This window comes from Pseudomonas sp. NPDC087814, from assembly GCF_044742865.1.
Taxonomy (GTDB): Bacteria; Pseudomonadota; Gammaproteobacteria; order Pseudomonadales; family Pseudomonadaceae; genus Aquipseudomonas.
In genome coordinates this window covers 103,397-124,188 of the sequence record NZ_JBIUVK010000001.1, presented here as the reverse complement: position 1 = coordinate 124,188, position 20,792 = coordinate 103,397, and the positions used below count along the sequence as shown (strand labels likewise).

At 60.4% G+C, this 20,792-nt stretch carries 21 protein-coding genes and 1 pseudogene; 10 read left to right on the top strand and 12 right to left on the bottom strand.

What is annotated here, in order from left to right; translation table 11 throughout:
• Nucleotides 1-9: 9 nt before the first annotated feature.
• Nucleotides 10-570, top strand: coding sequence for a type 1 glutamine amidotransferase domain-containing protein (locus tag ACIOMR_RS00640; RefSeq protein ID WP_003207402.1), 561 nt, complete (start codon nucleotides 10-12; stop codon nucleotides 568-570).
• A gap of 54 nt (nucleotides 571-624) precedes the next feature.
• Here ACIOMR_RS00640 and ACIOMR_RS00635 read toward each other — a convergent pair whose 3' ends face one another.
• Nucleotides 625-846, bottom strand: a complete 222-nt coding sequence (locus ACIOMR_RS00635; protein ID WP_003207401.1) for a PLD nuclease N-terminal domain-containing protein — start codon at nucleotides 844-846, stop codon at nucleotides 625-627.
• A 156-nt stretch (nucleotides 847-1,002) separates the two neighbouring features.
• Here ACIOMR_RS00635 and ACIOMR_RS00630 point away from each other — a divergent pair, with 156 nt between their 5' ends.
• From ACIOMR_RS00630 to ACIOMR_RS00615, 4 genes and pseudogenes are all read left to right on the top strand, one after another.
• Nucleotides 1,003-1,560, top strand: a complete 558-nt coding sequence (locus ACIOMR_RS00630; RefSeq protein WP_008435011.1) for an ATP-dependent Clp protease proteolytic subunit — start codon at nucleotides 1,003-1,005, stop codon at nucleotides 1,558-1,560.
• A 190-nt stretch (nucleotides 1,561-1,750) separates the two neighbouring features.
• Nucleotides 1,751-2,227: a hemerythrin domain-containing protein gene (locus ACIOMR_RS00625; RefSeq protein ID WP_401191629.1), complete on the top strand. Its 477-nt coding sequence runs from the start codon at nucleotides 1,751-1,753 to the stop codon at nucleotides 2,225-2,227.
• 167 nt (nucleotides 2,228-2,394) lie between these two features.
• A pseudogene (locus ACIOMR_RS00620) lies at nucleotides 2,395-2,508 on the top strand (general stress protein); the annotation flags it as partial.
• 66 nt (nucleotides 2,509-2,574) lie between these two features.
• Nucleotides 2,575-2,895: a hypothetical protein gene (locus ACIOMR_RS00615; protein WP_401191626.1), complete on the top strand. Its 321-nt coding sequence runs from the start codon at nucleotides 2,575-2,577 to the stop codon at nucleotides 2,893-2,895.
• A 4-nt stretch (nucleotides 2,896-2,899) separates the two neighbouring features.
• On the opposite strand, the gene ACIOMR_RS00610 is transcribed toward ACIOMR_RS00615, so the two are convergent.
• Together ACIOMR_RS00610 and ACIOMR_RS00605 are read right to left on the bottom strand one after the other, a co-directional pair.
• Nucleotides 2,900-4,099, bottom strand: a complete 1,200-nt coding sequence (locus tag ACIOMR_RS00610; RefSeq protein ID WP_401191902.1) for a lysozyme inhibitor LprI family protein — start codon at nucleotides 4,097-4,099, stop codon at nucleotides 2,900-2,902.
• A gap of 78 nt (nucleotides 4,100-4,177) precedes the next feature.
• Entirely contained in the window at nucleotides 4,178-5,236 is a 1,059-nt protein-coding gene (locus ACIOMR_RS00605) for a YhcG family protein (RefSeq protein ID WP_087692415.1), read from the bottom strand.
• Nucleotides 5,237-5,416: 180 nt separating this feature from the next.
• On the opposite strand from ACIOMR_RS00605, the gene ACIOMR_RS00600 reads away from it, so the two are divergent.
• A complete protein-coding gene (locus ACIOMR_RS00600) occupies nucleotides 5,417-6,073 on the top strand; it encodes a metalloregulator ArsR/SmtB family transcription factor (protein ID WP_003207391.1) in 657 nt (218 codons plus the stop codon).
• Nucleotides 6,074-6,334: 261 nt separating this feature from the next.
• Here ACIOMR_RS00600 and ACIOMR_RS00595 read toward each other — a convergent pair whose 3' ends face one another.
• Both ACIOMR_RS00595 and ACIOMR_RS00590 read right to left on the bottom strand, forming a co-directional pair.
• Entirely contained in the window at nucleotides 6,335-7,351 is a 1,017-nt protein-coding gene (locus tag ACIOMR_RS00595; RefSeq protein WP_087692417.1) for a hypothetical protein, read from the bottom strand.
• Nucleotides 7,352-7,445: 94 nt separating this feature from the next.
• Nucleotides 7,446-8,351, bottom strand: a complete 906-nt coding sequence (locus ACIOMR_RS00590; protein ID WP_003207388.1) for a LysR family transcriptional regulator — start codon at nucleotides 8,349-8,351, stop codon at nucleotides 7,446-7,448.
• Nucleotides 8,352-8,559: 208 nt separating this feature from the next.
• On the opposite strand from ACIOMR_RS00590, the gene ACIOMR_RS00585 reads away from it, so the two are divergent.
• Nucleotides 8,560-9,288 (top strand): helix-turn-helix transcriptional regulator, encoded by a 729-nt coding sequence (locus tag ACIOMR_RS00585; RefSeq protein WP_158213527.1) that lies wholly within the window; start codon nucleotides 8,560-8,562, stop codon nucleotides 9,286-9,288.
• A 6-nt stretch (nucleotides 9,289-9,294) separates the two neighbouring features.
• On the opposite strand, the gene ACIOMR_RS00580 is transcribed toward ACIOMR_RS00585, so the two are convergent.
• From ACIOMR_RS00580 to ACIOMR_RS00570, 3 genes are all read right to left on the bottom strand, one after another.
• Nucleotides 9,295-10,611, bottom strand: a complete 1,317-nt coding sequence (locus ACIOMR_RS00580) for an OprD family outer membrane porin (protein WP_003207383.1) — start codon at nucleotides 10,609-10,611, stop codon at nucleotides 9,295-9,297.
• A gap of 238 nt (nucleotides 10,612-10,849) precedes the next feature.
• Complete coding sequence (locus ACIOMR_RS00575) at nucleotides 10,850-11,353, bottom strand: FadR/GntR family transcriptional regulator (RefSeq protein ID WP_003207381.1); 504 nt, start codon at nucleotides 11,351-11,353, stop codon at nucleotides 10,850-10,852.
• 73 nt (nucleotides 11,354-11,426) lie between these two features.
• The gene (locus ACIOMR_RS00570; RefSeq protein WP_401191900.1) at nucleotides 11,427-13,559 is read right to left on the bottom strand and encodes an FUSC family protein; all 2,133 of its coding nucleotides are present in this window, start codon (nucleotides 13,557-13,559) and stop codon (nucleotides 11,427-11,429) included.
• A gap of 254 nt (nucleotides 13,560-13,813) precedes the next feature.
• Here ACIOMR_RS00570 and ACIOMR_RS00565 point away from each other — a divergent pair, with 254 nt between their 5' ends.
• The gene (locus ACIOMR_RS00565) at nucleotides 13,814-14,761 is read left to right on the top strand and encodes a LysR family transcriptional regulator (RefSeq protein ID WP_003207376.1); all 948 of its coding nucleotides are present in this window, start codon (nucleotides 13,814-13,816) and stop codon (nucleotides 14,759-14,761) included.
• Here ACIOMR_RS00565 and ispC read toward each other — a convergent pair whose 3' ends face one another.
• Nucleotides 14,762-16,003: a 1-deoxy-D-xylulose-5-phosphate reductoisomerase gene (gene ispC, locus ACIOMR_RS00560; RefSeq protein WP_087692420.1), complete on the bottom strand. Its 1,242-nt coding sequence runs from the start codon at nucleotides 16,001-16,003 to the stop codon at nucleotides 14,762-14,764.
• A gap of 282 nt (nucleotides 16,004-16,285) precedes the next feature.
• Between ispC and ACIOMR_RS00555 the strand changes: the two genes are divergently transcribed.
• Nucleotides 16,286-17,029, top strand: a complete 744-nt coding sequence (locus ACIOMR_RS00555) for an SDR family NAD(P)-dependent oxidoreductase (protein ID WP_401191618.1) — start codon at nucleotides 16,286-16,288, stop codon at nucleotides 17,027-17,029.
• Between the two features lie 16 nt (nucleotides 17,030-17,045).
• Here the strand turns inward: ACIOMR_RS00555 and ACIOMR_RS00550 are convergent, their stop codons facing one another.
• A complete protein-coding gene (locus ACIOMR_RS00550) occupies nucleotides 17,046-18,212 on the bottom strand; it encodes an MFS transporter (RefSeq protein ID WP_003207370.1) in 1,167 nt (388 codons plus the stop codon).
• On the bottom strand, nucleotides 18,209-19,231 hold the full coding sequence (locus ACIOMR_RS00545; RefSeq protein ID WP_003207368.1) for an NAD(P)-dependent alcohol dehydrogenase: 1,023 nt from the start codon (nucleotides 19,229-19,231) through the stop codon (nucleotides 18,209-18,211). The genes ACIOMR_RS00550 and ACIOMR_RS00545 overlap by 4 nt, the downstream gene beginning before the upstream one ends.
• A 149-nt stretch (nucleotides 19,232-19,380) precedes the next feature.
• Between ACIOMR_RS00545 and ACIOMR_RS00540 the strand changes: the two genes are divergently transcribed.
• Complete coding sequence (locus tag ACIOMR_RS00540; RefSeq protein ID WP_003207367.1) at nucleotides 19,381-20,307, top strand: LysR family transcriptional regulator; 927 nt, start codon at nucleotides 19,381-19,383, stop codon at nucleotides 20,305-20,307.
• On the opposite strand, the gene ACIOMR_RS00535 is transcribed toward ACIOMR_RS00540, so the two are convergent.
• Nucleotides 20,308-20,712: a helix-turn-helix domain-containing protein gene (locus tag ACIOMR_RS00535; protein WP_003207365.1), complete on the bottom strand. Its 405-nt coding sequence runs from the start codon at nucleotides 20,710-20,712 to the stop codon at nucleotides 20,308-20,310.
• Between the last annotated feature and the right edge of the window lie 80 nt (nucleotides 20,713-20,792).

Sequence of the window (20,792 nt, the reverse complement as noted above, 5' to 3'; positions counted from 1 at the left end):
CACTCGACCATGAGTTCGCAACTGCACGGCAAGAAGATTCTGATCATCACCTCCAACACCGGTATCGAGCGCGACGAGTTGCTCAAGCCGCTGGAAGCCCTGCGTGGTTTCGGCGCCACGGTGACCCACGGTTCCAGCAAAGGTGGCAGCACCCAGACCTTTCTCAAGGACACCGAGAAAGACAGGACGGTAGAGTCCGACGCCAAGCTCTCGGACCTGCACGGCAGTGACTTCGATGCACTGGTCATCCCCGGGGGCACCGTCAATGCCGACACCTTGCGCCAGGACGCCGATGCACTGCGGCTGATCAACGACTTCGTCAAGGCCGGGAAAACCGTAGCCGCCATCTGCCATGGCCCTTGGGCCCTGATTGATGCCGGCGTGATCGGCGGCAAGACCCTCACCTCCTACAAAAGCGTGCGCACTGACCTGGTCAATGCCGGCGCAGCAAACTGGGTGGATACGCAGGTGAAGGAATGCCCGGCCAATGGCTGGACCCTGATAACCTCGCGCACGCCCGACGATTTGCCGGCGTTCAACGAGGCCATTGCCAAGACACTGGCGGCCTGACGCCCGCCAATGCAAACAGGCGCCCTCGGGCGCCTGTTTTTTTTCGATTCTGTCTTAGCCTTTGCCATGCTCAGTGGCATGTGTCGCCCGGTTCACACCCTTGGGTCCAAACAGCGCCCAGAGGATCAGCCCCAACAGCGGCATGAAGATCAGTACCACCAGCCATAAACCCTTGGTCTCCCAGCCACTGCCACTGCGCAGAACGCTGTTGATCGCCCACAGTTCCAGCAGCACCAGAATCACCGCCAAGCCAATCCAGACATATTCGATTTGCATGATTCATCCTCCTGAGGTCGTATGCGTTAGGTCAAGCAACGCGCCCGAGGGTTCATTAAAATTGCAACGGATGGCTCTCGCCCAACGGTTGCGGCACACGGGCCGTAACCTTCTAGACTCAAACGGACACTACCTTTTACCCCTTGGAGGCCCGGGATGACCGAGCACATCATCCACTTTCACTGCCAGATCGATCAGGGCACCACCGAGCGCTTTCGTGATTGCTGCCTGGACGCGATCGATCAAGGCGCCAGTTCGTTGCTGTTGAACCTGTCGACCACCGGCGGCAGCACCAATTTCGGTTTTACCCTCTACACCTTCCTCAAGTCCCTGCCGGTGCCGCTGTGTGCGATCAATGCGGGCAATATCGAGTCCATGGGCATCATCATGTTCCTGGCGGCAAACCGCCGGATCACCACGCCACACTCGCGCTTCCTGATCCATCCGATGAACTGGTATTTCAACCAGAACTCGGTAGACCACCAGCGCCTGCGGGAATACCTGTCGAGCCTGGACAACGACCTGGCGCGCTACGTGAAAATCTACGAACTGGAAACCGCCAGCGCCGAAACCCACCTGGATATTTTCAAGTGCCTCTCGGCCGAGGAAAAAGTCATCGCCGCCCACGAGTCACTGGCCTACGGGATTGCCCATGAGGTCGAGCAGATCGTGTTTGCCGACGACATCAAGCACTGGAAAGTCAGCGGCGGCTAGGCATTGTTTAATGCATGCAAGCCACCACTCGACCGTGCAACCTGCACGACCAGAGCCGCTTTTTATCACACATAACCTATTGTTTTATAAGCAGATAAATATTTTGTTCAACTTGGTACAACTCATGCTGTAGAGGTCTGCACAGGCGGGCAATTCGACCCGCCCTTTCGCTACCCGTGAGGTGTCACCCATGAATGCCATTGATCTTCTCAAGGCCGACCACGAACGCGTCAAAGCCATCCTGAACCAGCTCAGTGAATCGACCGAGCGCGGCGTAAAGAAGCGCACTGAGCTCCTGGCCAAGCTGGAAATGGAAATCAGCCTCCACACCCGCCTTGAGGAAGAAATCCTCTACCCGGCTTTTCGCAAGGCCGGCGGCAAGGATCAGGAAATCATGTACCACGAGGCCAAGGAAGAACATCGCACTGTCGACTCCCTCGTCCTTCCGGACCTGAAGCAGACTTCGCCCTCCACCACCGAGTTTTCCGGCCGGGTGAAAGTCGTCAAGGAACTGTTGGAGCACCATATCGAGGAAGAGGAAAGCGAGATGTTCCCACAGGCCAGGAAGCTGTTGGGCAAGGCCTTGCTGGAACAGCTGGGCGCGGAGATGGAAGCGATGAAAGCCGCGCACAAGAAAGCACCCGGCGCGAAGCCAATGGCGGCTTGATGTCCATTCGTCGCATGCCTGGAAACTATTTCAAACTTTGAATTGGCTGGAGGATTCCCAATTAGGCAACACCATTGATTCGCTCATCATTGAGGGTTTTCAAAATGGCTAATAGTGGAAAAACTACCCCAGGTGCTGGTCACAAAGACCAGAAAGACACAAACCGTAAAAGCGGCGGCCAGGGTTCAGGCGGCAACTTCGCCAATGACCGCGAGAAGGCTTCTGAAGCGGGCAAAAAAGGCGGGGCTCATAGCCACGCCCCAGGCTCCAAGAAGTCTTGATTGAGGCGTCGCCGAAGCCTGGATGTGCTCCGGGCTTCGGTCCCCATCGCCAAGAGGGATTGAGTCATGAAGACCAGCATTTCCCAAAGGATCGTACTTGTCGCCAGCCTGGCGCTCGTTCTGTATGCCCCCGCCTACGCAGCCTTCGGCGACAACACTGCCCCCGAGGCGCCCGCCCTGAGCGGCAACAGCGCTCCTGGCTCGGCACTGCCGCCCGGCACCTATCCCAGCAGCCCATCTGGGGCCGACAGCAGTGGCAGCAAGGACACTGAGAGCAAAGCGCCCGCGCCGTCAAAAAGCGTGAAGAGCACGCGCAACAAAGGCTCCTCGACCCAGCACCCGTCCAGCAAGAGCGGCAAGAAACCCGCGCCTGCATCGGGAAGTTGAGAAACTAGAGCTCGCTTGGGCCACCGATAAAGTCCAGGCGCAAGTTCAACCACTGCCGAACGATTTCCCGGGATGCTTGCCGGGCATCAGCAGCAGAGAAGCCCCGCTCGCGCTGCAACCATTCGCTCGTGACTTGGCGCGCCGGTTCAATGGCCGCCAGCGCCTGCTGGCGTTGCTTGGCGGGCCATTGTTTATCAGCGCCCCAGTTGCGCAGCGTTAATTCAGGATCCTGGGTCTTGCCTGCGGCGCCTGGCTGGAGAAACAGCCGAGGCGACGCAGTGGCCTTGAGCGAAAGAGCGTTCCAGTCGGCATAGCTGGCAAAGCGGATCGTGCCCTCGTTCTGCGAGGCCGTGGACAAAGGCTCGGTCAAACTGTCGTCCAACCGCTTCCACGCCGGCTGTGAAAACAGATCACCCTGAGGGGCACAGATCGGCGCGAAGCTGTCGCGGGTGGAGCCGTACAATGACCCGAACGACTCATACGCGACCTCGCCCTGCCGGCTGAAGACAAAGCAGTGCACATACGGGCGCTCGTCGGCGAACAACTGATACTGCTGACGCTCAATCATCATGCGCAACAAGGTCAACATCACCCGGTCACGGCTGACAGCAGGATCATTCTGCAGGTCCTGCCAGATCGACCAGGGAAAACTGTCTTCCTTGAGTGCTATGAGCACCTGCTTGCGATTCTCCTCTGCCTCATTCTCCGTAACGCCACTGTCAGGTTCAAAACGCTGCAGGTAGACCAACCAGGCGGCGGCCAGATCGTTCATCGGGTAGCGCCGAAGCCCTTCTGCTGCCTGGGCTGGATGGTACGGAATACTGGCGATGATTGCGTCAACGGCTGCCGTGTCCTTGTGGGTGATCGTACCCACCTCGACCACTCTCTGGCTCAGTTGGGATTGCAGGCAGCCGGGCAATTGTTCGGGGGTACCGGCACATGCGTTGCGAGTCTGCAACCACGTGCGCTGGCCACGGCGCAATTCGTCGCGCTGGTCGGGTGCCAGTTTGGCCATTGCCTGGCTGTAGTACAGGCCCAGCGTAGTGTCGAGTTCGCTTAATTCAGGGCTGGCGCAAATAGCCTTTTCCACCGTGGTGGAGGCCTTTTTACAATCAAAGGACGCGCCACTGGCAGGCATCCCCGCGCCCATCAGCACGCCAGTGAGCAACAACATTGGGTAGGCAGAATGAATACGGCGGGCCATGGCTTTCCTTGGGTGAGTTCCTTTCAAGGCGCTCATTGTGCCGACGCGATTGCCAATGTCCAGTCTGTCGGCACTGTCCTACGAAGCACTCGCCATGGAAGGGCGATCACTTGCCAGCTCACGCTCAATCTGTTCGATGCTCGGCAAGCTGGTTTGCAGCTCTGCAGGCAGTGATTCCACCAGCTGATACTCGGCAACCCCAATAGGACGGGAGCTGTCACGCAGAGCGTATTCGGCCACTACTTCGTTCTTGCTCTTGCACAGCAGCAGGCCGATGGTGGGGCTGTCCTGCGGGTGCTTGAGCTGGGCGTCTACCGCAGCGAGGTAAAAGCCCAACTGCCCCAGATGATCGGGTTTGAATTTACCGGCCTTGAGTTCGATCACCACGTAGCACCTCAGCTTGAGGTGATAAAACAGCAGGTCGACGAAAAACTCCTCGCCCCCTACGTCCAGCAATACTTGCCGTCCCACGAAGGCAAAACCGGCGCCCAGCTCCAGCAGAAAATCGGTGACATGTTTGACCAGGGCGTTTTCGATTTCACGCTCCTGCGCGTCAAGGGACAGGCCCAGGAAGTCGAAACGGTAAGGATCTTTAAGTGATTCGCGAGCCAGGTCGGATTGCGCCTTGGGCAGCAGTCCGTCAAAGTTGCTGACCGCGTTGCCGCTGCGTTCCAGCAGGCGACCTTCGATTTGCATCACCAGGATGTTGCGCGACCAGTTGTGTTCGATGGCCTGTGCAATGTACCAGCGACGGGTTTCGGGGCCGGGCAACCTGTCCAGCAACACCAGATTATGGCCCCAAGGCAATTGTGCAGCAGCCTGTTGCACAAATTCGGAATCCGGCCACGCCTCCGCAAATGCACGCATGTACTTCAGGTTACGCGGCGAAAAACCTTTCATCTCCGGAAACGCTGAACGCAAATCCTGCGCCAGCCGCTCAATCACCTTGGTCCCCCAGCCCTGCCGTGCCTGCCGGGTCAGAATATCCTGGCCGATTTGCCAATACAGCAACACCAACTCGCGGTTTACCGCCAGGGTGGCACGTTGCTGGGCGCAGTGGATTCGACTCTTGAGATCAGTCAGCCAGTCGCTGTATCCCTCGGGTGGTGTGTTCAGGCTATCGGGGGTCTCACTCATTCCTTTTCCCTCGTGGGTTGGGCAGGCGGCCGATAGTAGCGAGGGAAAAATGCGTAATGGGCCAGCAGAATGCTTTCGATACAAATCAACTGGAACCGTACCTTCAGGCGCATCAAGGGGTGCCTCAACATGCGTGCTGTGGTCAAATGAGCCGGTCACTTCCATGGTTATTCCCGATCTATGAACGCCACACCCACCGACGACAGCCAGGCATCCACCGGGGACCGCATTCTGTTCCTGCTCAAGACCCGTGGCCCGCTGAAAACCACGGACCTGGCTGCACTGCTGGAAATCACCTCCGAAGCCGCCCGCCAGCAAATCCAGAAGTTGCAGGTCGCGCAGTTGATCGTCGGTGTATCGGCCCCCATCTCGGGTGCCGGCCGGCCCTCGTTGAAGTGGACATTGACCGAAACCGCCCAAAGCAAATTCCCCGATTCCCACAGCGTACTGACGTTGCACCTGATCGAGTCCATTGAAGGAATTTTTGGCAGCGAAGGCGTGGAAAAAGTCATCGCCAGCATGGAAGCGACGGCCAGGCACGAATACACCCAGGCCTGCTCCGCCGCGTCGACCTTGCGGGAGAAAGTCGAGATCCTGGTACAGATTCGCGAACGCGCCGGGTACATGGCGCAGATGGAGCCGCTGGACGATGGCTGGCTGCTGGTGGAGAACCACTGCCCGATCTGCGTCGCCGCCCGTAAATGCCAGGGGTTCTGCCGCTCGGAACTGCAGATCTTCCAGGCAGCCCTGGGCGATGAGAATGTGGTGGAGCGGCGCGAGCATTTGATTTCCGGGGACCGGCGCTGCGCCTACAGCATCCAGCCCCGCCGCCTGTAAGAAAGAGGCTGCGATGGGCTGCGCAGCAACCGCAATTCCAGCGCCGCAGTGTCCCGGATACACCAACGGTTCAGGATTCACGAGCGCTGCGCAGTCCATCGCAGCCTAAGCCTCACGCCGTACTCAAGCCCATTGCAGGAAGGACAGATTCCGGTGTAGTGGCGCAATGCCCACCAATCATATAACCAAGAGAGATCTTGGATAATACGTTGAGCGCTTTGAATTACACAAGCCAATACTTTTTACGGTGCCGTAAACAGCCTAAACCCTGACCCCCAGCATGCCGCTGGTAATGATGATCGTGACTATGGCGCCCATGCCGATCACCAGCCAGGTCAACAGCGAACTGCGTGACTCGCTGACATTGTGATTACGCAATACACCTCGCAAACCACAACCCAGATGCCCAATCAGCAGGAACACCGCCAGCGAGTAATGCGGCAGCAGCCGAATGCTCCATGGATCCGCCAATAACCCCACGGGCTCGGCCACGGCCCAGGCGTAATCGGTGTCGGTGCCGAAGTAACGCGCCAGGGTAAACACCGAGTTGATATGGGACGCGATAAACAGCGAGAGATAGGTGCCGGAGGCGGTCTGTAACGCGTCCAGCAGGTCGGCACGCGTGACGGTCTTCGGGCGAATCAACACCAGCCCGCTGAGAATCTGAAAGAAAAACGTGACAATGATCACCGGCTCCAGCCAGCCATTGCGATACACCCGTCGCAGCACGTCCATCACCGACTTATGCACATCGGTACCCAGTACACCCAGGAGGTGGTTGAACAGGTGCGGCGCGAGAAACACCAACAGGATCGCCACCGAGGCGATGCCGTGGGCGACACGCAGCTTGATATAGGTCTTGTCCAAGGTCACCAGGCTGGTGCTCGGGCCCGTTGACGACACCATCGCAAAAAAGCCCGCCAGCGCCAGCCACAGCCCGCTCCATACCGCGATGTCGTGGCCCTCGATTTTCATCAGGTACAGCAAGACGCCCATAAGCGTGTACGCAGGAGGCGCAGCCACCGCCAGGCACGACAAGCGTCGCGCCAGGACCAGGCGTGCGCTCATGACCGGTTGAACACCGGTGACATACACACAGGCAAACGCCAACAGCGGCACCGCATAGGCACTCAGGATCAGCGCCAGGACGACCGGGGTGCCGGCGCCTGCCACATGCGCCTGGTTACTCCACGCCAGCGCCCACGGATAATACAGCGCCGCGGCGAACGGCAGCAGCCACAGCCATTCCAGCCAGGGTTTGATAGCTTTGCTTAACATATTGATTTCCCGGTGATAAATATCACCCGGATAGTGCCCAGCCATCGCCACCCGCGACAATTAGGCACCCAGGCAAAAGCCTTTTACCCAATGGTCATGCCTGGAAGGCTTGCACCATGTAGTCGACGAACAGCTTGACTCGCAGCGGTATCTTGTCGCGCTGCCGATAGCAGATGTAATGCCCCCTGCCCCGCGCCTGCGCCGCATAACCCGGCAGCAATACGATCAAACGCTGTTGCGCGATCCAGTGCTGCGCCTGATAGCCGGCCAGCTGTGCCACACCACCGCCGGCTACGGCCGCGAGCGCCACTAGCTCCGGGTCATTGAACAACTGGCTGTAAGGCAACGGCAGCCGTATGAACTGCCCGTCGACTTCAAACTCCCACACATGCGGCTTGCCCGACTGCGCCAGGCGAAAGGCGATAGTCTTGTGCGCCGCAAGGTCTTCCAGGGTCTGCGGGTAGCCGGCTGAGTGCAGGTACTCAGGCGCGGCGCAGGTGACGAAACTCATCGGCGCCAGTTGCCTGGCGATCACATCGGCGTCCTCCAGCCGCCCGTTGCGAATCGCGACATCCACGCGACCTTCGGCGAAATCCACATGGCGATCATTCAGATCAAATTCGAGGGTGATGTCCGGGTGGGACTTACAGAACCCAGGCAACAGCGGCGCAATGCACTTGCGCCCAAAACCCACGGTAGAGCTTACGCGCACTACGCCGGACGGCGACTGGGTAGCGTGTTTCAGCGCTTCGGTCGTGCGCAACAGATGCTCGACACTGGGCAGGCACTCTTGAAAAAACCGGCGCCCTTCCTGCGTGACCGCTACGCTGTGGGTCGTGCGTTCCAGCAGCTTGATCGCCAGTTGGGTTTCCAGGCGGGTAATGCTGCGACTCACCGAAGGCACTGAAATGCCCAGGTCGCGTGCTGCCTCGCTGAAGCTTTCGCTGGCCGCGACTTTCATGAAGGCGATGACGCCGGCGAAGTTTTTTCCGATGGACATCGGTGAGGTTTCCTTGAAGGGCGCACGCCAAAAGCATCGACAGTACCCAACCGCAAACCCAAGCGCCCTAGCCAATCCGACGGTTTTTCGGTAGGCCAAACTGCGGCTTTACAGCCCTTTTGATCTGGCACAAAATCCCTCCTTATCTAGAAAATATCGGGATCGCGCCATGCTTGAACACCCATCGATTAAGTTTGGCGCGGCCCCCGTGCAAGGTTTGGTCCGGGAGTATTTGCCCGGCTTGCGTGAACCTCACGTTCACCCGGAACACGCGCAAATCATGTACGCCATCAAAGGTTCGATGACGGTACTGACGGCCGAAGGCATCTGGGTTCTGCCACCGCAGCGGGCGCTCTGGATTCCGCCAGGTGTCAGCCACACCTTCAAGCATTCGCGTCAGGTGTCGATGCGTACCGTATATGTGCGTCAGGGCGCGGCCAGCATTCCACCGTGGGCCCGCTGCGCAGTGTTAAATGTCGGGACGCTGGTGCGCGAGCTGATCCTGGCCTGCGCGCAACTGCCAGGCGAGTACCCCGAGCACAGCCGCGAAAGCCGCCTGGGCACCGTGCTGCTGGACCACCTGGCATTGCTTGAGCAAGACGCCTTTTACCTGCCTGAGCCCTCGGATAAACGCGCGGTGCGCGCCGCCAACCTGATCAAGCAAAACCCCAACGACACTCGGCCGCTCAAAGAAATCGCCTTCGAGGTAGGCGCCAGTGCACGCACCCTGGAGCGGCTGTTTGCTGCCCAGACCCGCATGGGCTTCGGCGCCTGGCGCCAACGCTTGCGGATGATGGTGGCCCTGGAAAACCTCGCGGCGGGGGAAAGCGTCAGCAGCACCGCCGCCGCGATTGGCTACGAAAGCTCCAGCAGCTTTATCGCCGTGTTCCGCTCGGTGTTCGGTTGCAGCCCGGCCAGGTATTTCGCCCAGCGTTGAGCCGGCCTACAGCAAGGGAATGCTGTAGCTGACCATCAACCGGGCTTCGTCTTTGTCAGCGCTGTCATTACCCCGCAGCACCGCACCACGCCACATGAACCCAATCCCCTTGAAGGTGCCGGCAGGAATCACATAGTCAACCCGCACGTCCCGCTCCCACTCGGTATTGTCACGACCTGCCGTGCGGATGTGGCTGCCATGTATGTAGGTGACGCTGGTCTTCAGCCCCGCCACGCCCAGGTTCGCAAAATCATAGGCATAGCTGGCCACCGTGGCCTGTTCCCCGGCGTTGACGAACTTCAACGACTGGGAGTTGGTGATCAAATACACCGAGCGGCCCTGCCCCTGGTTGATATGGGGGAAGTCACTTTCGCCCGTGGTTTTCTGATACCCCAGGCTCACCGAATGGCCTTGCAGCGAATAAGTAAACAAGGCACTCCACAGGTTATTGTCGACCTTGCCATTGTTGACGCCCGGCCCGTAGTAACCCGAGCTGACGTAGCCCTCGGCACGCCCCGCCGCACTTGAGTTCTTACCGTCCGAGGTACTGTGGAAGTAGCGCAGGTCACTCTTGAACTGGCCCACCGGCAACTGCCAGTTGTGCACCAGGCCGAAGAAGTGTTGCTGGTAAAAGTTTTCAAGATTCGCGTAGTAATACTGCAACTGCATCTGCTTGCTTACGGCGTAATCCACACCACCGTAGTAAAACTGATTGCTGGACGTGCCCTTGACCGGATCGTTTGCGCCAGCGATGGACAAGCCCTGGCCGTTGCTGGAGTTACGGTCAAGCACCTGCTCGATTTTGCCGGCGACGAGGTTGAAGTCTTTCAGGTCCTTGGAGTCCACCTGGTAGCCACGAAAAGTCTGGGGCAACAACCGGCCGTCTTCATACATCAGTACCGGCACCCGGGGCATCAGCGTGCCCACTTTCAGTTGGGTCTGGGAGATGCGCACTTTGCCGGTGACCCCGGTCTTGCTGAAATCATTGGCAGCCTTGCCATCAGACAGCGGGAAGACGCTACCGGGTGTGTTGTCCTCCCCCACCTTGCCGGCACGCCCTGACGCATCCAGCCGTACGCCGTACAGCTCTTGCAGATCCAACCCCAGGCCCACCACCCCCTCGGTGAAACCGGACTGATAATTGAACATGAAGGCCTGGCCCCATTCCCGGTCCGAGGCCCCCTTGGCATTGCGCGTGTCCTGGTTGAGATAGAAGTTGCGCAGGTCCAGGGTCGCTTTACTGTCGTCGATAAAACCCGATGCAGCCGCCTGCTGTACAACGCCGAAAGAAACGGCCAGGGCCAGGTAAGTCTTGTGGTTCATGAAGGCTCCGAACAGTGAACACGACTGTCCCGTCGACCCAGTGATGGCAGCCGTTTTTTATTGTGTGTTGCAGTGTTTTCATTCGACGGGAGGCGCGCACGATATAGGCCTGGCGGTTGTGAAAACAGCCGCCAAAACGGGCATTCACTTTTCCAGTTTTTGTAACAATGAGGACGACGCGCAGGCGTCTGGAACGGGCTTTCCTCGAGGGTCTTAAGTCAACTGCGAGTACAACGACTCACGCTGCAGTGCCGTCTCGCTCCGACAGCCAGCGGAGCTTTTCCAGCATGGGATCGAACATCGCGCGTACCGCCTCGACTGCCGCGTCTTCATCGCCAAAGATAATCGCCTGGACGACTTGCGCATGGGCTTCAAGCCCCGGCTCATACAACTCGTTGTCGGCAAAAATCGCCAGATACTGGCTGTGGAACGAAGAGCTGAATGCGCGGTACATCGACTGCAAGACCACGTTGTGGGAAGCCACGGCCACCGCACCGTGCAAGGCCTGGTCGCGGTCGACGAAATCGTCGAGTTGATCCCCGAGGTTATATTCGCCACGCCGCGCCAGGGCGTGCCACAACCGGCGGATATCCTCCAGGGTGCGACGGCGCGCAGCGAGTCGGGCGGTTTCGACTTCCAGCAGGTACTGGGCCTCCAGGTGGTCGCGGATCGCGCTACGTTGTTCACGAATGCCATCGATGATCGAGGCGACCCAGGCGTGATTGCAAAGACCGGCGTACATGGGCCACTCCTGAAAGATCATGCCCCTCGAGTATGGAGATTGATGCTCACCCAGACTCCTTCCGGCCCGCCAACTAGTCGCTCGATTGCGCCACTTTTTCTCCCGGCTGGTTGTAGTGGACCAGCGGCGATTGCGGGTCGAGCAGCGAGGTGCGGATGAAGTGCAGGTAGCTTTCCACCCGTCTCAGGGCTGAAGTCTCAAAGTTCCCGGCGAATGGCTCATCGGTCTGTTGCACGCACTCAATGGCGTGCTCGACAGCCTCCAGCGCGCGCTGCAAATAACCGGGCCCAGGCTTGACGAACAACCGCACCAGTGCGCGACCCATTGCCCGGATGGCGAGGCGCCAGGGCATGCTCTCGGCGTAACAGGCCTGCGCCGGCAACCGGGCCTGCTCGCGGCGCAACTCGATGATCGCGTGCCCCACGTCCAGTACCACGAACGTCCAGCGCAGCAGGCGATGCTGCACCGATGCCCTGCCCGCCGCAAAGTTGTAGGCCTGGTTGAGCAGGTCGCGGGTGCCGCTTTCGAAACCGGAGCCCAGCGCCGGCAACGGCGCGCTGATGGCAACCACCACCTGGCGGCGCAGATCCTGTTCCAGCCGGCGCCACAGCCAAGGGCTGTTGGGTGGCAGGATAATCGCCCCCGCCGCGGCGCACACCAACATGCCAAACACCATGGCGAGATAGTCATTGATCAGCCCGTAGGGGTTGTACAGCGTCAGGTTGGCAGGCACTGAGCTGGTGCCGAAAAACACCAGCATGCCCAGGCCATAGCCGGCCAATTGCGGCCTCGCCAGCCAGAACGAACCCAGTACGATCACCGGCGCCATGACCACGCACAGCAACGGAAAACCGTCGATCATCGGGTACACGAAAAACACTTCGAAAATGCCAATCACCGCTGCCAGTAGCGTACCGCAGGCGATTTGAAACGACATGCGCCTGGGGTTGGCAGAGAACGCCGACAGGCCTACGGTCAGCGCCGACACCAGGGTCATGGCCGCGCCGCTGGGCCAACTGGTGGCAATCCACAACGTACTGAGCACCAGTAACACCACCGCGGCGCGCAACCCGGCCGCAAGGGTCGCCAGCCAGTTGGTCCGAGGTTGAAACGGTGCGTTCCATTGCTCTCGCACATGGTTGTGATCGGCGAGGGACGCATGCGTCTGGGCGTAGCTGTGCAGCTCGTCGACAAAGCGGTAGAGCAGTTCATACGCGGTGTGAAAGTCCAGCAGGTCATCGGCTACGGGAGCGGTATGTTGCAACGCCGCACGCAGGCGCCGGACCCGGTCTGGCAAGCCGGCTTTGTAGACTTTCAGTTCGGTGGACAGCACGGCCGCGTCACGGTCCGTCAATGGGTGCCCGGCGAAGGGTTTGAGCAGCTCGGCCAACGCGATCAACCCCGGATCGACGGCCTGGACCACCTCCACGCCACCGCGCAGGCGAACCCGTTCAAGCAGTTGATGCAGCGCGTTGAAACGCGTGGTGATCGCCATGAACTCGCTGTTGAGGCGGTTGATTCGCCCATTGCGCTGGCGCATGTAAGGGTCTTCGAACACGCTGACGCTGCGCATTACTTCCAGGCCAACGGCCTCGGCGATAAACCCCAGGTTGGCGCTCTCGAAGGCCGCCTGGTCACCGGTATCACGCAGGCGCTGCCGCACAAATCCGGCAAAGCGGCCAAAGCGTTGGTACAACGTGTTGCGCATCGCCACGCTGGAGGTTTTAGGCAATACGGTGGCGCTGATCAGCGTCGCGCAGACGATCCCCAAGGTGATCTCCAGCACTCGCCAGACGGCCGCCATGAATACCTGCTGCGGATGGCCCACCACGGGAAGCCCGACCATCACCGCCGTGTAGCCGGCGAGCACAAATCCATAGGCGCGGAAGTTGCGATTGCGCGCGGCACCACCGGAACACAACCCCACCCACAATGCCAGGCCCGCGAGAAACAGCTCGGTGCTCTGGGCAAACAGGGCCATCAACAGCACCATGAACGATGAGCCCACCAACGTGCCGATGAAGCGATAGATACTCTTGGCGAGGACGTGCCCGCTGTGGGGCTGCATCACGATAAACACAGTGGTGATCGCGGTGCTCGGTTGTGGCAGTTCCAGGCGCATCGCCAGCCACAGGGTCAGGTACGAGGCGATCAATACCTTGCCCAGGTAGATCCACATCACCCCATCGCTGCGGGCCCACTCCATGAAGCCCCGGCGCCAGGGCAGCGACACCAGCCAGCGGCCCGCTCTACCGGCGATATTGAAACGACGAACAGTGAGTCGAGGCACGCGACCTTCCGGCTGACGGGAAATGGGGCGGCGACTCTAGGGGCTTCCATGCGCCCCGGTAAGTCATCAGAAACGTGAATGACTGTTACGTAAAAATCCACAATAAATAGCGTTTACAGCCGTGGATGAGTTCATGCCACACTAAAAAACGTCCCACCTGGAGAGCATCGATGGACATCCTGCAGAACATGCGCATCTTCCGCTGCGTTGCCGAAGTCGGCAGTTTTACTGGCGCGGCAGTGCAGTTGAATAGCAACACCACCCATATTTCGCGCTCCATTTCCAACCTTGAAACCCACCTGCGAACCCGCCTGTTCAACCGCACCACACGCCGTACCGCACTGACCGAATCCGGCAAACGCTACCTGTTGCGTTGCGAGCAAATCCTGCGCTCCGTCGAGGAAGCGGAGCTGGAAGCCGGCGACGCCCACACACGCCCTACCGGCCAGTTGAAAGTGCACTCGATGACAGGCATCGGCCAGCACTACGTGGTGGACGCCATCGCACGCTACCGCAAGAACTACCCCGACGTGACGTTCAACCTGAGCATGAGCAACCGCACGCCGAACCTGGTCAACGAAGGGTTCGACGTGTCGATTGTGTTGGCCATTGACCTGCCCGATTCCAGCCACGTTTCACAGAAACTGGGCACGACCTACAGCATCGTCTGCGCCTCACCGTCCTACATAAAAAACCATGGTGCCGCGCAAACGCCGCAAGACCTGCTCAGCCACGCCTGCCTGCGGCTGGTCAGCCCGGTGATCCCGCTGGAAGACTGGACGTTCGACGGCCCCCGTGGCCAGGAGAGCGTCACCATCAGCAGCTCGCCGTTCCTGGTGGACTCGGTCGACGCCATGAAGACCGCCATCAGCAACGACATGGGCGTGGGCATCCTGCCGGTGCATGCGGCAATCAAGGGGCTGCGCAGCGGCACTCTGGTGCGAGTCCTGCCCGAGTACCGCCTGGAAGAACTGAGCCTGTACGCCATCTACCCTTCCCGGCACTACCTGGATGCAAAAATCAAAACCTGGGTGGAGTACCTGCGCAGTTCACTCCCGGAAGTGCTGGCCGACCATAAGGCTGTGCTGAAGATTCGCGACCGGGTCAGCTACGGCTGATCATCGCTGATAGTGCTGATTCAGCCATCCGAGTGCCCACCGGCGGGCACTGGCGTCGGCCTCCATGACGCCATACAGGTCCGTCACCGCCACCACCGGCTCCTTGTCCAGCACATGCCGGATGCACTCGGCGATCTGCATGAAGCCGATGCGTCCGTCCAGAAAGGCCTGCACCGCGACTTCATTGGCCGCATTGAGCGATGCCGGTGCCGTGCCGCCCACATCCGCCACCTCGCGCGCCAGGGCCAGGCAAGGAAAGCGCTTCTCGTCCGGTACTTCGAAATCCAGCCGGGCCACCTTGAACAAATCCAGTGGTTCAACCCCTGAATCGATCCGTTGCGGCCAGGCCAGGGCATGGCTGATGGGCGTGCGCATGTCCGGGTTCCCCAACTGCGCGAGCATTGAGCCGTCGACGTAATCCACCAGCGAATGGACGACGCTTTGCGGATGGATCACTACCTCGACCTGGGACGGCCTGGCGCCGAATAACCAACAGGCCTCGATCAGTTCGAGTCCCTTGTTCATCAGGGTTGCCGAGTCCACCGAAATCTTGCGGCCCATGGACCATTTCGGGTGAGCGCAGGCTTGGTCCGGCGTTACGTTGTGCAGTTGCGCCATCGGCGTTTGGCGAAACGGCCCGCCGGAGCCAGTCAACAGAATGCGCCGCACGCCCGCGTGGGCCAGGCCGTGTTGAGCATGGGACGGCAGGCACTGAAAGATTGCGTTGTGCTCGCTGTCCAGCGGTAACAGCACCGCCCCACTGCTGCGCACCGCCTGCATGAACAACGCACCGGACATCACCAGTGCCTCTTTGTTGGCCAGGAGGATTTTCTTGCCGGCCTCGACGGCGGCCATCGTTGCATTCAAGCCCGCCGCACCGACGATAGCGGCCACCACCGTGTCCACATCCCGGTGACCGGCGACGAATTTCAGACCGCTTTCGCCGCCCACTACCTGAGTCTGAGAGCCCTCCTCCAACAGTTGCTTCTGCAGCGTCGCCACGGCTTGCGGCGTGGGCACCACGGCGTAGTCCGGACGGTGCAACAAGCATTGTTTTTTCAACAGCTCCAGTTGGGTGAACCCGCTGAGGGCGAAGACTTTATAGCGCTCGGGGTGACGCGCGATAACGTCCAATACGTTGACGCCCACCGAACCGGTAGCGCCCAGCACGCTGATGGCTTGCAAGCGTTGACGGGTGGCGATCACCTGGCGAATGACTTTTTTGCGCGGAATAAGCGACATGACGTAATGAGCCTGACGTAGAGAAAACAGCCGCCATTAACCAAGGAAAGTGCCAGCGCCGTCATCGCGATAACGCCAACAACTATCGCAAAAAAGCCAAGCCTTCGATCAGCTCGAAAACGGGCCTTGGTCATAACGACTACAGCACGTCATAAGGACTACATAACACTCGTGTCATATCGACTACAAAAAATATATCCAACTGATTTATAGGAACTTTTCATATGGCATGAATCCTGATCAGTGCTGCGCGCCCCTTTGGCAATCTATAAAGAGAACCCCATGAACAATGACTTCAACCACCGCCTTGCCGTAGTGACCGGTGCCAGTTCAGGTATCGGCCTGGCTGTCACCTGCAAGCTGCTTGAACAAGGTGCGCAAGTGGTCGCCATGTCGCGACAGATTGGCGAATTGGGCGCATTGGCGGAGCGTTTTGGCGAGCAGCTCTACTGGCTGGCGGGGGATGTCACCCAGGCTGCCGACCAGGCACGCCTGGCGCAGTTGACGGCGTCCATCGGAGCGGTGGATTACCTCGTGCCCAATGCCGGGATCGCACAACTGGCCGATGGCCTGGACCTGGCCGCCTTTGACCGGCAATGGGCCGTCAATGGAGCCGCGGCTCTCAACACCCTCGGCAGCCTACGCGAGCAAATGGCCGCCCAGGCGTCGGTGGTATTTATCGGTACATTCCTGGAGCTGGCGACCTTCCCTGGGCTCGCCGCGTATATTGCTTCGAAGGCCGCCTTGCGGGCGCAAATGCGCACCCTGGCGGTGGAGCTGGCGCCCCATGGCATTCGTCTGAACATGGTATCGCCCGGCCCCACCGCCACGCCGATCTGGAGCACCTTGGGGCTCAGTGACGAAGCGTTGGGCGGCGTTGCCACCACAGTCAATCAGCGCCTGCTCAATGGGCAATTCCTAGAGCCGGGCGCTATTGCCGATGTGATCCTGTTCCAGTTGAGCCAGGGCGCACGCAGTGTGTTTGGCCAGGACTGGGTGGTCGACGGCGGCTACACCCTGCGTTGACCATGGCCCCGCAGGCCTAATGCGCAGCGCACAGGTCTGCGGGCAATGCCTTGGCGCCTCCGAACGCCAAGGCCTTCCACCCAATCACAAGCAATGACAGTGCGGCAAATATCAAGCCGCAGCCGATCACTCCGGTGGTGCCGAATGCATTGATAAACAGCCCGCCCACGGACGCCCCGATCACCACGCCGGCATTCGCCGAGGACACATACAGGCTGGTTGCGAACTCATGCGCCTCGGGCGCCGACGAGGTCAGCCAGACTTGCGTGACCACCAGCCCGCAGGTATGCGCAGCGCCCCACAGCAGCACAATCAAGCTCATCGACCACCACGACGGGCTGCCGAACGCGTACAAGACCACGTACGCCGCCGCCAGCACAATGGGGTACAGCACCACCGTCGCCACCATGCTTTTGCCCAATAACCGGCCCACCAACAGGTTGCCCGTGACACCGCCCACGCCGAAGATCACCAGCATGATGCTGATGGCCTGGCCATCCATGCCGGTCTGGGTCCTGAGGTACTCGGCGGCATAGCTGTAGACCGAAAACATCGTGGTGAACACCAGCACCGTCGCGATGATCGCCAGCCACACCGACAGGCTGCGCAGCACCGCCAGTTGCTTGCCGAAACTCAGCGGCATCGGGCGTTCATGATGGGGCAGTTTCAACAGCAGTCCGACACCTGCCAACCCCGTTGCCAAAGCGCAGAAGAAGAACGATGCCTCATAGGAAATACTCGCGCCCACCCATGTGGTCAGCGGCACCCCAAGCACCAGGCCCAAGGTGGTGCCCACCACGGCCAGGGCCGTGGCATGCGCCGCGCGGTCCTTGGGGTACAAGGACACCGCGGTGGAAAACGCAGCGGCAAAAAACACCGGGTGCAGCATCGCCGGAATTACCCGCAACGCCATCAAGGTTTCGAAGTTCGGCGCAAACGCCGACAGCACGCTGCACACGGAAAAACCAAAGAGCGCGCCCACCAGGATTTTCTTGCGCGCCAGGCGCGACGCCATCAGCACCAGGAAAGGCCCCAGCACCGCCACGATCAGCGCAAACAAGCCCATCAATAACCCGGCCTGAGACACGCTGATGCCGAAACGTTCGACGATCATCGGTAAAATACCGACCACACCAAACTCCAGGGTGTACAGGCCGAAAAGACCCAGAATGATGTAGATCACCGGCCGACCTCGATCACGATCTTGCCAAAGGCACCGCGCCCGAGATGAGCGAAGGCTTCGGGCACTTGCTCGAAGCCGTAGGTGTGATCGATTACCGGCTCGATGCCGTGGCGGTCGATCATGGCAATCAGATCTTCCAATGCGCGGCGCGGCCCCACGGAGATGCCGATGATGGAGGCCCGCTTGCCCAGCAAGGCCATGACCGGAGCATTCAATTGGTCACTCTCCAGCAGGCCGATCACCGAGATGCGCCCACCGTTGGCTACCGCGTGCAGGGAACGCGTGAGGTTGTCACCGCCGGCCATTTCCAGGATATGTTCGGCGCCACGCCCATCGGTCAGCGCTTGCACCGCCGTGTGCCATTCCGGTACCCGGCTGCGGTTGATGCCATGGGTGGCACCCAGCTCTATGGCACGCGCGATCTTTTCATCGCTGCTACTGGTGATGATAACGCGGGCACCATTGGCCGCAGCCAGTTGCACCGCAAACAACGAGACGCCACCGGTGCCCTGCACCACCACGGTATGGCCGGCGTGCAGGTGGCCCAGTTCGAACAGCGCCATCCACGCCGTCAAGGCGGCCACTGGCAAGGTGCTGGCCTGCCCTGCGGTGAGGCTGAGGGGCGCATGCACGCACCATTCGGCAGGTGTTGCCACGTACTCGGCGAGCATGCCGGGGAGCGGGCCACCCTGAGGCGGCGCTTCACTCCAGGACAGCGGAGCGCCATCGACCCATCCGGCAAAAAACGTCGACAGCAGCTTGTCGCCCACCTTGAAACGCGTAACGCCCTCGCCCACGGCGACCACCGTGCCCGCCATGTCGGAGGCCGGCGTGAATGGGAATGTGAGGTCGGCACCCATGCTGTTTTCGACCACTTCACCGTCGCGGTAATTGAGCGAGACGGCCTCGACGCGCACCAATACCTCCCCGGCCTTCGCGATGGGGCGTGGCACGTCGGCAAGGCGCAGTGTGTGCAGTCCCAATGCAGGTGTTTCCCAGCGTTTCATGGTGTCGGTCATCTTGGTATTCCTCGTGAATGGGCAATGCCACAAGGATATGGGCCTGTCCTCACGGGATTAAGGGGGCGCCGGCTCCACTGTCTACGGAGCTTTTGTTCCGCAATCGGGATAAGGTAGCCAGGCCTCGCCTCAGCCAAACCGGAGCCTCGATGGACAGCCTCAACACCCTGAATGTTTTTGTGCAGGTCGCCGAAACCCGCAGCTTTGTCGCCGCCGGGCGCGTGCTGGGCGTAACGGCCTCGGCAGTCGGCAAGAGCGTGGTACGCCTGGAGGAACGCCTGGGTGTGCGCCTGTTCAACCGCAGCACCCGCAGCGTCACGCTGACTGCCGAGGGCGAGCTGTTTCTGGAGCGCAGCCGGCGCATCCTGATGGAGATCGACGAAGCCGAAGCCGAGCTTTCGCAAACCGTGTCGGCGCCTCGTGGCCGGCTCAAGGTCAGCCTGCCGCTGGTGGGCCATCCGTTCTTGCAGGTGCTCGCGCAATTCAAGAAAGCCTACCCCGAGGTGCAGCTGGACCTGAGCTTTACCGACCGCCGCGTGGACGTGGTGGAAGAAGGTTACGACGCCGTGCTGCGCAGCGGTGAAGCGCCCGACTCGCGCCTCACATCGCGCCTGATCGGCGGCTACCGGATGCTGCTGGTAGCATCACCGGCTTACCTCGCCGAGCGCGGCACGCCGCAACGGCCGGAAGACCTGGCTCAGCATGCATGCATCAAGTTCCGCTACCCCAACACCGGCAAAATGCAGCGCTGGCCCCTGCGCCAGGACGGGGTGGAAGCTGATTTCCCACTGCCCGCCGCGATGGTCTGCAACAACCTGGAAGCGCGCATCTGCTTTGCCGTGCAAGGTATCGGCATCGCCTACCTGGCGGATTTCGCCATTCGTGAATGGCTCGACAGCGGACAATTGGTGCCGGTGCTGGAGGCGTGTTCGGAAGCAGAGAACTTCCGGATCATGTGGCCTTCGGGCCGCCATCCAACGCCCAAGCTGCGGGTGTTTATCGACTACCTGCATGCGCACCTGTTTCCCGAGGATGGGCCTGCGAGCAAACGTGCAGACTGCCGGCCCACGTCTTGATCACAGCGCCTGATCAGCGTCGAACTGCTCCCGGGATCGCCTGAATCCGTCGGCATTTTCCACCACCCACGTCCACAACGGAATCATGTGCACCAGCAGCTGTTTGCCCAACTCCGATAGCTGGTATTCGACCTTGGGCGGCACCTCCTGGAAGTCATGGCGCAGCACCAGGCCATCGCGCTCCAGCTGGCGCAAGGTCCGCGTGAGCATGCGCTGGGTGACGCCCTCCATGCGTCGGCCGATCTCGGCGTGGCGCAGCCGGCCGTTCACGCCCAACAGGTGCACGATGCCCAACGACCAGCGGTTTCCCGCATGGGTCAGCACCTGCCGTTTGAGCCCGTCTTCATCGGCGCTAAGGGCTTCACAGGCGGCTTGTGAGCGCCTGATGATCTCGTCGTTATCCACCTTCTACTCCCGGTATCACTGGTGTGCCTTCTTATGCGCGGTCGGCAATTCTGCAAGCATGGCATGACTTTCACCTGAAC